At 32.1% G+C, this 13,778-nt stretch carries 18 protein-coding genes; 4 read left to right on the top strand and 14 right to left on the bottom strand.

What is annotated here, in order from left to right; all coding sequences use genetic code 11:
* Positions 1 to 3: 3 nt before the first annotated feature.
* The 13 genes from hisF to infA all read right to left on the bottom strand — a co-directional run bounded on the left by hisF (position 4) and on the right by infA (position 8,761).
* Positions 4 to 771, bottom strand: coding sequence for an imidazole glycerol phosphate synthase subunit HisF (gene hisF / locus L8X28_RS01825; RefSeq protein ID WP_263665355.1), 768 nt, complete (start codon positions 769 to 771; stop codon positions 4 to 6).
* Positions 753 to 1,487 (bottom strand): 1-(5-phosphoribosyl)-5-[(5-phosphoribosylamino)methylideneamino] imidazole-4-carboxamide isomerase, encoded by a 735-nt coding sequence (locus tag L8X28_RS01820; protein WP_263665354.1) that lies wholly within the window; start codon positions 1,485 to 1,487, stop codon positions 753 to 755. Before L8X28_RS01820 ends, hisF begins: the two co-directional genes overlap by 19 nt.
* Before the next feature lie 6 nt (positions 1,488 to 1,493).
* Positions 1,494 to 2,075 (bottom strand): imidazole glycerol phosphate synthase subunit HisH, encoded by a 582-nt coding sequence (gene hisH, locus L8X28_RS01815; RefSeq protein ID WP_133319152.1) that lies wholly within the window; start codon positions 2,073 to 2,075, stop codon positions 1,494 to 1,496.
* Positions 2,072 to 3,139: a bifunctional histidinol-phosphatase/imidazoleglycerol-phosphate dehydratase HisB gene (gene hisB, locus L8X28_RS01810; protein ID WP_263665353.1), complete on the bottom strand. Its 1,068-nt coding sequence runs from the start codon at positions 3,137 to 3,139 to the stop codon at positions 2,072 to 2,074. Before hisB ends, hisH begins: the two co-directional genes overlap by 4 nt.
* Positions 3,136 to 4,416: a histidinol dehydrogenase gene (gene hisD, locus L8X28_RS01805; RefSeq protein ID WP_258107774.1), complete on the bottom strand. Its 1,281-nt coding sequence runs from the start codon at positions 4,414 to 4,416 to the stop codon at positions 3,136 to 3,138. Before hisD ends, hisB begins: the two co-directional genes overlap by 4 nt.
* A gap of 9 nt (positions 4,417 to 4,425) precedes the next feature.
* Positions 4,426 to 5,325 (bottom strand): ATP phosphoribosyltransferase, encoded by a 900-nt coding sequence (gene hisG, locus L8X28_RS01800; RefSeq protein ID WP_133319147.1) that lies wholly within the window; start codon positions 5,323 to 5,325, stop codon positions 4,426 to 4,428.
* A gap of 117 nt (positions 5,326 to 5,442) precedes the next feature.
* Positions 5,443 to 5,796 carry a 50S ribosomal protein L17 gene (gene rplQ / locus L8X28_RS01795; RefSeq protein WP_263665352.1) on the bottom strand — a complete coding sequence of 118 codons (354 nt, stop codon included), beginning with the start codon at positions 5,794 to 5,796 and terminating at the stop codon, positions 5,443 to 5,445.
* Positions 5,797 to 5,799: 3 nt separating this feature from the next.
* Positions 5,800 to 6,813 (bottom strand): DNA-directed RNA polymerase subunit alpha, encoded by a 1,014-nt coding sequence (locus tag L8X28_RS01790; protein WP_039627711.1) that lies wholly within the window; start codon positions 6,811 to 6,813, stop codon positions 5,800 to 5,802.
* Positions 6,814 to 6,827: 14 nt separating this feature from the next.
* Positions 6,828 to 7,454 carry a 30S ribosomal protein S4 gene (gene rpsD, locus L8X28_RS01785; protein ID WP_263659172.1) on the bottom strand — a complete coding sequence of 209 codons (627 nt, stop codon included), beginning with the start codon at positions 7,452 to 7,454 and terminating at the stop codon, positions 6,828 to 6,830.
* 30 nt (positions 7,455 to 7,484) lie between these two features.
* Entirely contained in the window at positions 7,485 to 7,877 is a 393-nt protein-coding gene (gene rpsK, locus L8X28_RS01780; RefSeq protein ID WP_133319145.1) for a 30S ribosomal protein S11, read from the bottom strand.
* A gap of 9 nt (positions 7,878 to 7,886) precedes the next feature.
* Positions 7,887 to 8,252, bottom strand: coding sequence for a 30S ribosomal protein S13 (gene rpsM / locus L8X28_RS01775; RefSeq protein WP_012660843.1), 366 nt, complete (start codon positions 8,250 to 8,252; stop codon positions 7,887 to 7,889).
* A 3-nt stretch (positions 8,253 to 8,255) separates the two neighbouring features.
* Positions 8,256 to 8,369 (bottom strand): 50S ribosomal protein L36, encoded by a 114-nt coding sequence (rpmJ, locus tag L8X28_RS01770; RefSeq protein WP_002781429.1) that lies wholly within the window; start codon positions 8,367 to 8,369, stop codon positions 8,256 to 8,258.
* Positions 8,370 to 8,542: 173 nt separating this feature from the next.
* Entirely contained in the window at positions 8,543 to 8,761 is a 219-nt protein-coding gene (gene infA, locus L8X28_RS01765) for a translation initiation factor IF-1 (RefSeq protein WP_012660842.1), read from the bottom strand.
* A gap of 135 nt (positions 8,762 to 8,896) precedes the next feature.
* Between infA and L8X28_RS01760 the strand changes: the two genes are divergently transcribed.
* The 4 genes from L8X28_RS01760 (at position 8,897) to L8X28_RS08395 (ending at position 12,951) form a co-directional block, all read left to right on the top strand.
* Positions 8,897 to 10,186 (top strand): MFS transporter, encoded by a 1,290-nt coding sequence (locus L8X28_RS01760; protein WP_263665351.1) that lies wholly within the window; start codon positions 8,897 to 8,899, stop codon positions 10,184 to 10,186.
* Positions 10,187 to 10,240: 54 nt separating this feature from the next.
* Positions 10,241 to 11,164: a cytochrome-c peroxidase gene (locus L8X28_RS01755; protein ID WP_263659248.1), complete on the top strand. Its 924-nt coding sequence runs from the start codon at positions 10,241 to 10,243 to the stop codon at positions 11,162 to 11,164.
* Positions 11,148 to 11,858: a DAHL domain-containing protein gene (locus tag L8X28_RS01750; protein ID WP_263665350.1), complete on the top strand. Its 711-nt coding sequence runs from the start codon at positions 11,148 to 11,150 to the stop codon at positions 11,856 to 11,858. Before L8X28_RS01755 ends, L8X28_RS01750 begins: the two co-directional genes overlap by 17 nt.
* Before the next feature lie 445 nt (positions 11,859 to 12,303).
* The gene (locus tag L8X28_RS08395; protein ID WP_393921357.1) at positions 12,304 to 12,951 is read left to right on the top strand and encodes a methyl-accepting chemotaxis protein; all 648 of its coding nucleotides are present in this window, start codon (positions 12,304 to 12,306) and stop codon (positions 12,949 to 12,951) included.
* Positions 12,952 to 12,967: 16 nt separating this feature from the next.
* On the opposite strand, the gene map is transcribed toward L8X28_RS08395, so the two are convergent.
* The gene (gene map, locus L8X28_RS01740) at positions 12,968 to 13,723 is read right to left on the bottom strand and encodes a type I methionyl aminopeptidase (RefSeq protein ID WP_263665349.1); all 756 of its coding nucleotides are present in this window, start codon (positions 13,721 to 13,723) and stop codon (positions 12,968 to 12,970) included.
* Between the last annotated feature and the right edge of the window lie 55 nt (positions 13,724 to 13,778).

Here is a 13,778-nt window from a genome sequence, read left to right as displayed (position 1 = left end):
CTTTTAAATACGAATTTGTATACCTTGATCTTTTAAAAATAGTTTTAATTCTTTAATATCTATAAGTTTTTTATGAAACACTGAAGCTGCTAAAGCTCCATCAACACCAAGTTTAAAAGCGTCCAAAAAATGCTCTTTAGCTCCTGCACCACCGCTTGCCACTAAAGGCACAGGACAAATTTTTCTAACTTTAGCAAGTTGATCAAGATCATATCCCTTTCTCATGCCATCTTGATTCATCATATTTAGCACGATTTCGCCAGCTCCTAGCTCGCATACTTGCTTTACCCACTCTAGTGTTTTTTTACCACTATGATGAGATTTGCTCTCATCTCCGGTGTATTTATAGACTAAAAGCTCGTTGTTTTCATCTTTAAAAGTATCTATACCTACGACTACACATTGAACTCCAAAGCTTTTTGCAAGGCGTGAGATTAAATCAGGATCATTTAAAGCAGGGGAATTAATAGAAATTTTATCAGCACCATTTGCTAAAAGTTCTTTTGCGTCATCTTCGCTTTTTATACCTCCTGCAACGCAAAATGGTATAGAGATATTTTGTGCTACTTTGCTTACCCAAGCTCTATTGATACGCTCATTCTTGGCTGAAGCTGTAATATCATAAAATACAAGCTCATCAATGCCATTTTGTGAGTAAAATTTAGCAAGTTCTATAACATCTCCCATATCTTCATGATTTTTAAACTGCACCCCTTTAACTACTCTACTATCTTTTACATCTAAACATGCAATTATGCGTTTTGTAAGCATTCTTGAGCCTCCTTTATGTTAAATTCTTTATCAAGCAAGGCTTTACCTACGATGATACCACTTACTATGCCATTTAGCTTTTTAAAATCTTCTAAGCTCGCCACGCCTCCACTTGCTTGGGTTTGCAAATGTGGGAATTTCTCATGCAAAGCTTTGTATAAAGTGATGTTTGCTCCACTCATCGTGCCATCTTTAGAAATATCTGTGCATAAAATATGCTTTACATCTTTATAAAAATTTAAAAGCCCAAACAAACTCTCATCGCTTGTTTTACTCCATGCATCAACAGCCACAAAAAACTCATCTTTAACGCAAATACTATCAAGTGCTAAGACTATATTTTCTACGCCAAATTCATTTAAAAGCTCTTGTGTAAGGGGCTTATTTTTAACCGCTAAAGAGCCTATAACTACGCGTTTAACACCGCTATCAAACAAAGCTTTAACTTCATCTTTAGTGCGAATTCCTCCACCTACTTGAAGATTTACTCTAATCTTAGAAGCTAGGTTTTCTATAAGTTTTAGTTGTCTTTTGCTAGGATCTTTTGCACCACTTAAATCCACCAAATGAAGCCAAGCAACACCTTGAGCCTCATACTCTTGAAATTTAACTAAAGGATCAAAGCTGTATTCTTGCTTTTTAGCATAATTTCCTTTATAAAGCCTTACTACTTTGCCATCTATTAAGTCTAATGCCGGAATGATTTGAGTTTGCATTTTTACCTACATATTTATGAAATTTTTTAATAATACTTCGCCCGCTTCGCCGCTTCTTTCAGGGTGAAACTGCACACCATAAAAATTGTCTTTATTTAAACTTGCACTAAATTTGGTAGAATACTCACACTCTGCGATGGTGTATTCATTTAGCCCCACACAATAACTATGCACAAAATAAAAATAAGCTCCATCTAAATCTTTAAAAAGCTCATGAGAGCTAAAGACTTGATTCCACCCCATATGCGGGAAAGTAAAATTTGCTTTTTCTTGGAATTTTTGTGTTTCAAAAGGCATAATACCAAGTGTTTTTTGGTGTAATTCTTCTGAAAATTTACCCAAAATTTGCATACCAAGACAAATGCCCAAAAGTGGTTTTGTGGTAGTTTGGATAAAATTTTCTAAATTAAGTGCTTGTAGATTAGCCATTGCTTTAGCTGCTGTGCCAACCCCAGGAAGTAAAAGCTTATCTGCTTGTGAGAGTTCTTTTAAATCATGCGTGATAATACTTTTTTGTCCTAAACGCTCGAGTGCAAAAGCAAGAGAAGCTAAATTCGCACAACCTGTATCTATAATAGCTAGTTTCATATCACTCCTTTAGAGCTTGCTAGGTTTTCATTTTCTATTTTTATAGCCATTTTTAAAGCTCTTGCAAAGGCTTTAAAAAGTCCTTCGGCTTTGTGATGATCGTTTTTGCCTTTAACTTTTAAATGCAAACTCGCACCCATAGCATAGCTTAGTGAGTAGAAAAAATGCTCTATCATTTCTGTGCTTAATTCTCCAAGCTTTTCTTTTTTAAACTTAGCCTTATAAACTAAATGCGGTCTATTACAAAAGTCAATCGCGCAACTTGCCAAACACTCATCCATAGGTAAAACAAAGCCATATCTTGCAATACCTATTTTTTGATCTAGTGCATTTTTAATAGCCTCGCCCAAAGCAAGTGCGACATCTTCTACGCTGTGATGTTCATCAACTTCTAAATCCCCTTTGCATCTTACTTCTAAAGATATATTTGCATGCGTAGCAATTTGCTCTAACATATGATCAAAAAATGCGATATTTGTTTTTATATTAGCTTTTGCTTTTTCATTAAAAGCCATTTTAACTTGAATTTGGGTTTCTTTGGTATTACGCTCTATACAGGCGCTGCGGTAATTTTGCAAAATAAAATCAGCGATTTGCTCCCAATTAAAGTCATTTTTGTCATATTTTAAACCTTGAATTTCAAGATTTTGCGCCAAAAGCATATCGCTGTCTCTATCGCCGATAACAAAACTTTTATTTTTATCATAAAGCTTATTTTTGATATAGTTTCCAAGCATGGCAGTTTTTGGCTTCCTGCAGGCGCAATTTTCATGCTCAAAATGCGGGCATATAAAAATATCTTCAAATTCTATGCCACAACTTTGAAAAACACTTAGCATTTTTTCATGAGCCTTGTCAAAATTTTCCCTAGGAAAAGAATTTGTGCCTAGACCATCTTGATTACTTACCATAACAAATTTAAAACCAAAATTTTTTAACTTTAAAAGCGCATTGATAGCACCTTTTTCAAACTCAAGTTTTTCCAAAGAATCAATTTGAAAATCATCTTTTGGTTCATCAATGAGCGTACCATCTCTATCGATAAATAAAATTTTTGCACTCATTTTAGACTTTCTAATCTTAAACTCACGGCATTTTTATGCCCATCAAGTCCTTCAGCTGCTGCTAAAATTTCCACCACAGGACCAAGCTTTTTAAAGCCTTCTTTGCTAAGTTCTTGCACGCTCATTCTTTTCATAAAATCAACAAGCCCTAATGAAGAATAAGACTTAGTAAAACCATAAGTTGGCAATACATGATTTGTCCCACTTGCATAATCTCCCATGGATTCTGGAGAATACTCACCTAAAAATATTGAACCTGCATGCATAATATCATCAAGTAAGCTAGATGGATTTTGTGTATGGATGATCAAATGCTCGGGTGCATAGTCATTTGAAATACTTATGGCATGTTTTATATCTTTTGCAAGAATGATTTTAGAGTGTGCTAAAGATTTTGAAGCAATTTCTTTACGCGAGAGTTTTTTAAGCTGTAAAGCAACTTCATTATCTACTTCTTTGGCTAATTTTTCACTTGTGCAAACTAAAATCGCTTGAGAATCTGCTCCATGTTCAGCTTGCGAGAGTAAATCTGAAGCTATAAATTTAGCATTAGCAAACTCATCTGCTAAAACTAACACTTCAGAAGGCCCTGCTTGCATATCAATAGCTACTCCATGATTATTAACTTGCTTTTTAGCTTCAGTTACAAAGGCATTTCCTGGACCAAAAATTTTATCTACTTTTTGCACACTTTGCGTTCCATAAGCAAGCGCTGCTATAGCTCCTGCTCCACCTATTTGATACACTGCATCAACTTCACAAAGTTTTGCCACAAAAGCAATGGCAGGATGTAATGGCGCTGGGGAAGCTAAAGCTATGAATTTACATTTTGCAATTTTAGCAGGGATAGCTAGCATAAGTGCGGTTGAAAAAAGTGGCGCTAAACCTCCTGGTATATAAAGCCCTACTTTTTCAATGGCTCTTGTTAGCACCTTGCAAGTTACCCCTTCAAAGGTTTGAACCTCTATGGTTTGACTTTCTTGAGCTTTGTGGAATTTATAGATATTTTCATAAGCTATTTTGATAGCTTGTTTTAACTCATCATCAATTTGCTCTGCTAAATTACTAAGCTCTTCATCGCTTAGTTTGATGGAATTTAACTCTACTTTATCAAATTTTACAGCCATTTGTTTTAAAGCTTCATCGCCATTTGTTTTAACATCTTCAATGATTTGTTCTACTATGGTTTTAACCTGTGCATTAGCACTCATAGCAGGACGCTTGAGTGCTAATTCTTGTTCGTTTTGGTTTAATTTTTCAAAATCAAGTATTTGCATTTTTATCCTTTAAGAGAGCATTTTTTCAATAGGTAAAACTAAAATCGCACTTGCACCTTCTTTTTTCAAAGCTTCCATAGTTTCCCAAAATAAATTTTCTTGACTTACCATATGCAGTGCCACTCTAGCTTTATCATTTTCTAAAGGTAAAATCGTAGGTTTTTCAACACCTGGTAACAAGGCTGTGATTTTTTCTAGCTTTTCAATAGGAGCATGCAACATGATGTATTTTGACTCTCTTGCTTGCATAACTCCATGAATTCTAATGAGTAATTTATCGATTAATTCTTGTTTGTGTGAAGCTAAACTTTCTTTTCTTTGGATAATGCAAGCTTTTGACTTATAAATTACCATAACTTCTTTAAGTCCATTTGCTTTTAAAGTAGCACCACTTGAAACCAAATCACAAATTCCATCAGCTAAATTTGCACTTGGTGCTACTTCAACTGAGCCTGTTAGCATACAAGTTTTATAGGGGATATTATTTTCTTCCATAAAACGCTTTAAAAGCTGTGGATAAGAAGTTGCTATGCGTAAATTTTTAAAACTTTCTATACCTTTATACTCACTATTTTCTGGTAATGCTAAAGACAAGCGGCACCCACCAAAATCAAGCTTTTTAAGCATTATAAAATCTGCATTTTCGTTTTTTGATTTTCTTTCTAACTCATTTTCTTCTAAAACATTTTCCCCAACTATACCAAGATCTACTACTCCATCAAAAATTAACCCTGGTATATCATCATCTCTTACTCTAAGTAAATCAATAGGTAAATTTGTAGAAAAAGCAATTAAACTTTGATCGTGTATGCGAAGTTTTACGCCTATGGACTCAAGCAAGGCAATAGAATCTTTACTCAAACGACCTGATTTTTGTATAGCTATGCGTAATCTTGAATTTTCTTGCATTTTTTTCCTTTTTTGTAGTTAAAAAGATTAATAGTAGCAAAAAATGGATAAAAATACAAAAAATAGTAAGTAAATAAATAAAAATAAGAAGTTTTTAGCCTTTAAAAAGGCTAAAAATTAAGCTACAAATTCGATGAAAGCCATTTCTGCAGCATCGCCACGACGAATTCTTGTTTTGATAATTCTTGTATAACCACCATTTCTATCTGCGAATTTAGGTGCAATTTCTGTTACAAGTTTATTTGTGGCTTCTTTATCTTGTAAGCTAGCAAAAATTGCTCTGTGAGCATTGAAATCACCTTTTCTTGCACGAGTGATCAATCTTTCAACATAACCTCTTAATTCTTTTGCTTTAGGTAATGTTGTTTCTATTTTACCTGCTTTAATAATAGCAATGGTAAGGTTTTTTAATAAGGCTGCACGATGAGTAGAAGTGCGACCTAACTTTCTATATCCATGTCTATGTCTCATTGATTATCCTTCATTTTGTGCTTTTAATTCTGTAATTTTTTTCTTTAGCGTTTCTTTTGCACTATCACTGAGTTTTGAATTTCCTATAGGGAAACCTATAGATTCCATTACACTTTTAATCTCATCTAAAGATTTTTTACCAAGATTTTTTAAATCTGCAAGTTCGCTAACACTCATTAAGGCAAGTTCACCAATATAAACTACATTTGCTTTTTCTAAGCAGTTAAAACTTCTTGCACTTAAATTTAACTCAGTTATATTTTGAAGTAATTTTACATGTTCTACTTCATTATTTGGTGTTTGACTTCTTACAACGCTTTGTGCATTAGTGATTTTATCAAACACTGATAATTGTTTATACATTGCTTCTAAAGCATTTTTAAAAGCATCACTTGGTGAAATTTGACCATCAGTTGTGATTGTAAAAACAACTTTTTCATAATCTGGATTATCTTCAAAAAGCACTTTTTCTATATCATAAACCGCATGTTTTACCGGAGTAAAGAACGCATCAAGTGCTATAAATTCAGGATCTAAGAAATTTTGAATTTCTTCAGAAGGCACATAACCTATACCTTTTTCAATGATTAAAGTAAATTCTAAATCTGCATCTTCATTAATCGTTGCAAGATAGCTATCTGCATTCACAACTTCAACAACTTCATTGTCTAAGTCTTTTCCGCAAATTTCTTTTGGTCCTTTAAAACTAAAAGTTACGATTTCTTTTTCAGAATCTGTTTTTAGTTTAAATCTTAATTTTTTTAGATTAATAATAAACAATGCTACATCTTCAAGCATACCACGCATACTATCAAATTCATGTGCTACGCCTTTGATTTTAACTCCTGTTGGAGCAAAACCTACTGTGCTTGAATAAAGCAAACGACGCAAAGGATGCGCCAAAGTAATAGCATAACCGATTTCAAAAGGCCATGCACTTACTTTTGCTACTGTATCACTGATATTTTCAATACTAAACTCTGTTGGTGTATAAGCAGAAGTTGTAATATGTCTCATATCAAAAACCTTTATTATTTAGAGTACAACTCAACGATATATCTTTCCTCAACTGGAATGATAACTTCTTCTCTTTCAGGTTTTCTTGTAAAAATTCCAAATCTTTTATCTTTTTCTACATCAACCCAAGCAACTATACCAGTTTGAGCAGTAAGTTCGATCGCTCTTGAAATTTGAGGATTGTTTTTGCTTTTTTCAATCACTTCAACTTTTTGACCTGCTTCTACTCTATAACTAGGAATATCTACTCTTTTACCATTTACTAAAATGTGTCCATGAGTTACAAGTTGTCTAGCAAAACGGCGTGTTGTAGCAAAACCCATTCTATAAACAACATTATCAAGTCTTTGTTCTAAAAGCTGGATTAAAAGCGCACCGGTATTGCCATCTTTTCTAGCAGCTTCACTAAATAATCTTCTAAATTGTTTTTCACTAACACCATACATAAATTTAGCTTTTTGTTTTTCTCTTAATTGAAGTCCATATTCACTAATTTTAGCTTTTCTTTGTCCATGCTGACCTGGTGCGTAAGGGCGTTTATCTAAAGCACTTTTACCTGCTAATCTTCTTTCGCCTTTCATTGCCAAGCTTACGCCAAGTCGTCTTTCTAATTTTTCTACTGGTCCTCTATATCTTGCCATTATAATTCTCCTAAATCTTATATCTTATTCTTAGACACGACGACGTTTTGGTGGTCTACAACCATTATGAGCTAATGGGGTAATATCTTTTAAGAAAGTTACTTTGATACCTTCCATAGCACCTACACTTTTAACTGCTGTTTCACGACCACTTCCTGGCCCTTGTACTTTAATGCCTACTTCTTTAATACCATGTTCTTTTGCTTTATTTAAAGCATCTTCTACTGCTTGTTGCGCCGCATAAGGAGTTGATTTTTTAGAACCTTTAAATCCTAAACCACCTGCACTACTCCATGCAATAGCATTTCCCATTTCATCAGTTACAGTAACCATAGTATTATTAAATGTTGCACTGATATAAACTATACCTTTAGCTATATTTTTTTTAACTATTTTTTTCTTAACAACTTTTCTTTTTGCCATTTTCTATCCTTATGATTTTGCACCAACGGTTTTTCTCTTACCTTTTCTAGTTCTGGCATTTGTTTTTGTTTTTTGACCACGAACCGGTAAGCCTTTTCTATGTCTTAAGCCTCTAAAGCTTCCTAGATCCATTAATGCTTTGATATCCATAGCAACTTGTTTTCTAAGATCACCCTCAACCATATAGTTTTCTTGAATTTCTTTACGGATAGCCGCTGCTTCGTCCTCACTTAACTCATGAACTCTTTTATCATAAGAAATTCCGGTTTTATCTAAGATTTTTCTTGAAGTATGCAAACCTATACCATAAATATAAGTCAAACCATATTCAATTCTTTTTTTCTTTGGTAAATCTACACCTGCAATACGAGCCATAAATTATCCTTGTCTTTGTTTGTGTTTTGGATTTTCGCAAATAATGCGAACTACGCCTTTACGACGAACTACTTTGCATTTGTCACACATCTTTTTAACAGATGGTCTAACTTTCATGCTTTACTCCTGTTATTGTAAATTCCACTTTTTTACAACTGCACCAGGTTTTTAGAGCAACCAACTATTTTCAAAATAAGTGGTGATTTTGAAAATACTTCTTCATACAGTTTTATTGCAATTTCTGCAAAAGTGCTAATTATACTTTACTTTTGCTTTTAAACAACTTAGACTTATTTGTATCTAAATGTAATACGACCCTTATCAAGACTATAAGGCGTTAGCTCTACTTTAACTCTATCGCCAGGCATAATTCTAATATAATGCATACGCATTTTACCTGCAATATGACAAAGTATCACATGTTTATTATCTAATTCGACTTTAAAAGTCGCATTAGGTAAAGCTTCGATTACATTACCATCGATTTCGATAATATCATCTTTTGCCAATATTTCTCTCCTTTCTATAAAATACAAAGCTATTATTTTATCACAATTTTTCTTTTTAAATTTTTAATATTTTTTTACAAACTATAATATTTTTACTATAATTACAAAATTACTACAAAAAGAAAGTATTTATAGATGTCAAAAACTTTAAAAAGAGGTGATTTTAAAACTCTTTCCTTATCTTCTTTGGGTGGAGCTTTAGAATTTTATGATTTTGTTATTTTTGTATTTTTTGCTAATTATATTTCAAGAAATTTTTTTCCTAGTGATTTAAGCGATTTTTGGAAACTTTTAAACACTTATGGGGCTTTCGCGGCAGGATATTTAGCTAGACCAATCGGTGGTATAATTATGGCACATTTTGGAGATAAAATGGGTCGCAAAAAGATGTTTATGCTTAGTATATTACTCATGGTGCTTCCAACTTTCTCTCTAGCTTTTATACCTACTTTTGAAACTATAGGATATTTTGCTCCTATTTTTTTACTACTTGTTAGAATAGCTCAAGGTATAGCTATAGGCGGAGAACTCCCTGGTGCTTGGGTATTTGTAAAAGAACATGCACCCGATGGAAGAGATAGTTTTTATGTTAGCGCTATTAATGCTTCTATGGCTTTTGGAATTCTTTTAGGTTGTATTGTTGCCTTAGCGATTAATCATTACTTTGATCAAGAAGCAATTTATGAATATGCTTGGCGTATTCCATTTGCTATAGGTGGATTTTTTGGTATCATTTCTATATATCTTAGAAAATTTTTAGAAGAAACACCTGTTTTTCAAAAAATGCGACAAGAAAATGATTTAGAAAAATTTCCTTTAAAAACACTTTTTAAAGAAAAAAATATTTATTTAGACATCATTGCTTCTATGCTTTTAACTTGGATGCTCACAGCTTGCGTGATAATACTTATTTTACTTATGCCTAATTTTATATCAGAAGTTTTGATTCTTGATAAAACAGATGCGATTTTAATCCAAATGTTTGCAATAGTAATTTTATCTTGTGGAACTTTACTTGCTGGAATTTGGGTTGATAAATTTGGTTTTTTAGTTACCGCTTTAATTTTTACCATAGGATTTAGTTTATCGTGCTTTTTTTATTTTTATTTTTTCTATGCTCAAATTTTGCATTTGAGCATATATTTTTATTTTATAGCGTGTTTTTTTGGTGGTATTAATGCTTTAGCACCTATTTTAATGTGTAAAATTTTTAAGCCAAGTATTCGTTTTAGTGGAATTTCTTTTTCTTATAATATAGCTTATGCAATAGCGGGTGGCTTCACTCCTCAACTTGTATTTGCATTACATTCTTTGGCTATAAAACCTGAAAATCCTTTCGTGTATGGAATTTTTATTTATATTTTGTTTTTATCCCTGATAACACTGATAACTACCATATTTACTTATAAGAGGTTAAGATTTTAATGTTATAATTAAAAAAAATTATTAATTAAAAATTTATAAAATTAAAGGAAAATGATTATGAAAATTTTTATTGTTTTAATACTTTCTTTGTTACCACTTTTAGCATTTGAAATGATTACACCTATACCAGAAGGCATTCCTTATAATAAAGAAAAAGCTATTTTAGGAAAAAAACTCTATATGGATACAAGTTTATCAAAAGATAAAAAAGTATCTTGCAATAGTTGTCATGATATTGCAAATTTTGGAGTAGATAATAAAACTTTTTCAACAGGTATTAATGGCATAATAGATGAGCCATTCCATACTCCTACAAATTTTAATGCCGTTTTTAGCCTAGCACAATTTTGGAGAGGCAATGCAAAAGATTTACAAGAACAAGCCAAACATCCTTTGTTAAACCCTAAAGAAATGGGATTAAAAGATGCAGATGAAGTGGTACAAATAGTAAAAACTAACGCAATTTATGAAAAAGAATTTAAAAGACTTTACGGAGAAGTTACCTTTGATAATATAGCAGATGCTTTAGCTGAATTTCAAAAAACCTTACTTACGCCAAATTCCCCATTTGACCGCTACTTAAAGGGAGATAAAAATGCTATAAGCGAACAAGCAAAAAGAGGCTATAATGCCTTTTTATCAAATGGTTGTATAGCGTGCCATCAAGGACAAAATATAGGTGGAAATATGTATCAAAAAATGGGGGTATTTGTTCCTTATGATAATGGAACAAATTGGAAAGGACGCTATGAGATCACTCAAGATCCTCACGATCAATTTGTAGTAAAAGTGCCAAGTCTTAGAAACATAGCCAAAACTGCTCCTTATTTTCATGATGGTTCTATGCCAACACTTGATGCTTGCGTACAATTTATGGCGTATTATCAGCTTGGTAAATTTTTAGAGCAAGATGTAGTTGATGATATAGTTGCATTTTTAAATTCTTTAACAGGAGAATACCATGATCCACTCAAATAAAAAAACTTTCTCTTTTTTAAAACAATTCATCACTTTATCCATAGTGGTTTTGGTATTGCTTTTAACTTTGACTTTATTTATTTTTAATACTTACAATACCACCAAAAGAAATTCACTTATTATGGATTCTTTTCAAAAATTAGAAATTCTAGATACTAAAATAGATGAAATTTTTAAAAATAAACTAAATCTACAAAACTATGACATCAGCGTCAAACTAGTAAAAGATTTTGAAAATACTTTAGCTATTTTAAAAGCTAATGAAATAGATACTAAAAAGCTAGAAGCAATTTTTCAGAAAAAAAATACACAACTACAACATTTTAAATCAGCCAATTCTATTGCTATAAATTCAAAGCTTTATCTTTACGAAATTCAACAAAAAATCATCAAACAAACAAATCAATTAGCACTCACTACTCAAGAGGCTAAACAAATAGAATATATAGGAAATATTTTAAGCATTATAGGAACTATGGATATATTAGAACCTTTAGTACAAAATAGATTACAAAATCTTGTCACAAATTTAAACGCAAAAGATTCTCAATTACCACAAGAGTTATTTGAGCTTTTTAATACACATTGTAAGATGATATTAAGTCAAATTAAAATATTAAAAGACAATTCTCAAAGTTTTCTTGATCAAGAACTGCAAAAACAAATTCTAGCACACCAAAAATTTAATTGCTAAAAATATCAATCTACAAAATAAATATAATCTTTATACAGCTATAGGAATTTTCCTATTTACCTTAGTTGTATTGATTTTTTTCATACTTTTAACATTAAAAAAAGTAATCATACCTATATCTTTACTTGAAAAACTAAGTGCAAATCTAGCAGGAGAACATGCGAATTTAAGTGCAAGATTAGACATTGATAAAAAAAGTGAATTAGCTACAAGTGCTAACTATATTAATTCTTTCATACAGATAGTGCAAAATTCAGTTTTAGAAGCCATACAAACTGCAAATTCAAGCCACAAAAGCTCACAAAAACTTTCCCAAAATGCTGAAATTTTACAGCAAAGTTCACTTTTACAGCATGAGCAAATTTCTAATGTCCATGAAATAAGTTCTGTTTTAGAAAGTCATATAGACTTAACTCAAAATCTAGCTAAAAATACTATAAAAGATATGCATGATATGCAAGAAGTTATGGGAGAAGTTGAAAAAACACTTAAAGAGTTAGTAGAGCTTATATTACTAAGTGGAGAAAAAGAACAAAGTGTTTTAAGTGCTATGGATATACTAGTACAAAGTGCTGATAGTATTGTAGAAGTTACAGCAGCTATCAAAGATATAGCCGATCAAACTAACTTACTAGCTTTAAATGCAGCTATTGAAGCAGCTCGTGCAGGAGAACATGGTAGAGGCTTTGCTGTTGTTGCCGATGAAGTTAGAAACTTAGCTGATAAAACTACAAAATCTTTAGTCGCTATAGAAACTACTGTAAGAACTATAGTACAACAAATTAATGACAACAAAAGCTTGATGGATGGAATTCATCAATCCATGAGTGATACTTCTAACAAAGCTAATATCTTACAAGGTGAAGTCGGTGCTTCTATAGAAAAATTAAAAACAAGTATCCATTCTACTAAAATTATGGAAGAAAAAAGCGATGAGTCAAAAGCTAAAATGAATGAGTTAGAACAAAATGTAGAAAAAGTGACTGAACTTGCAAATTGTGTTAAAAACTATTCACTCGAGCTAACACAAATTTCACAAGATGTTTTAGAAAATGCTTCTAAACTTTCAGAAAAACTAAAAACATTTGAGTAAGAAAGTTTAAACTTTCTTACTTAGATAAAATATCTGCTTTGCCATTTATAATTGCAACACAATGCTCATAATGAGCAGCATTTAATCCATCTTTGCTTCCTGCTTCCCAATTACCTTTTAAATGTACCGGTGTGCCATCTTTTTGACATACCATAGGTTCTATGCAAAATACCATGCCATTTTTGATTTTAGGTCCACTTTTTGCACTAGCACCTGGTTCTAAATAATTTGGAATTTCAGGCTCACCGTGTGGCTTTTTACCTATACCATGACCACAATAACCTTTCAAAGGTACAAATCCTCTTTTAGTGATAAACTCGCCAAGCTCATATGAAAGCTCTTTAAAACGCATACCTTCTTTGATAATATCTATAGCATAATACAAAGCATCTTTAGCACAAGCAATCAAAGCCTCATCAGTGGCTGAAATTTGACCTATAGGTATAGTCCTTGCTGCATCTCCATAATATCCATCTATGCAAGTACCCACATCAAGCCCTAAAATATCGCCTTCTTTTAAAATACGCTCATCCCCTACGCCATGAATGCAAGCTTGATTAAGCGAGATACAAATACTGCCTGGAAAACCATATAAGCCTTTAAAAGATGGTTTTGCACCATGATCAAGTATAAATTCTTCTGCTTTAATGTCAATTTCTTTTAAACTCATACCCGGAACTATAATGTCCTCTAGATAGTCAAGCGTTCTAGCTACAAGTTCATTTGCCTTGCGTAGTTTTTCTATTTCTGCTGGTTTTTTGATTTCTATCATTTATATTTTCCTTAAAATTTTTAAAAATTTAGCATTTATGCGCTTTTAAAAGCTT

This window comes from Campylobacter sp. CNRCH_2016_0050h (genome assembly GCF_025772605.1).
GTDB classification, from domain to species: domain Bacteria; phylum Campylobacterota; class Campylobacteria; order Campylobacterales; family Campylobacteraceae; genus Campylobacter_D; species Campylobacter_D lari_D.
Note: the sequence above shows the minus strand (reverse complement) of the source record. Positions and strands in the feature narration are given on the sequence as shown.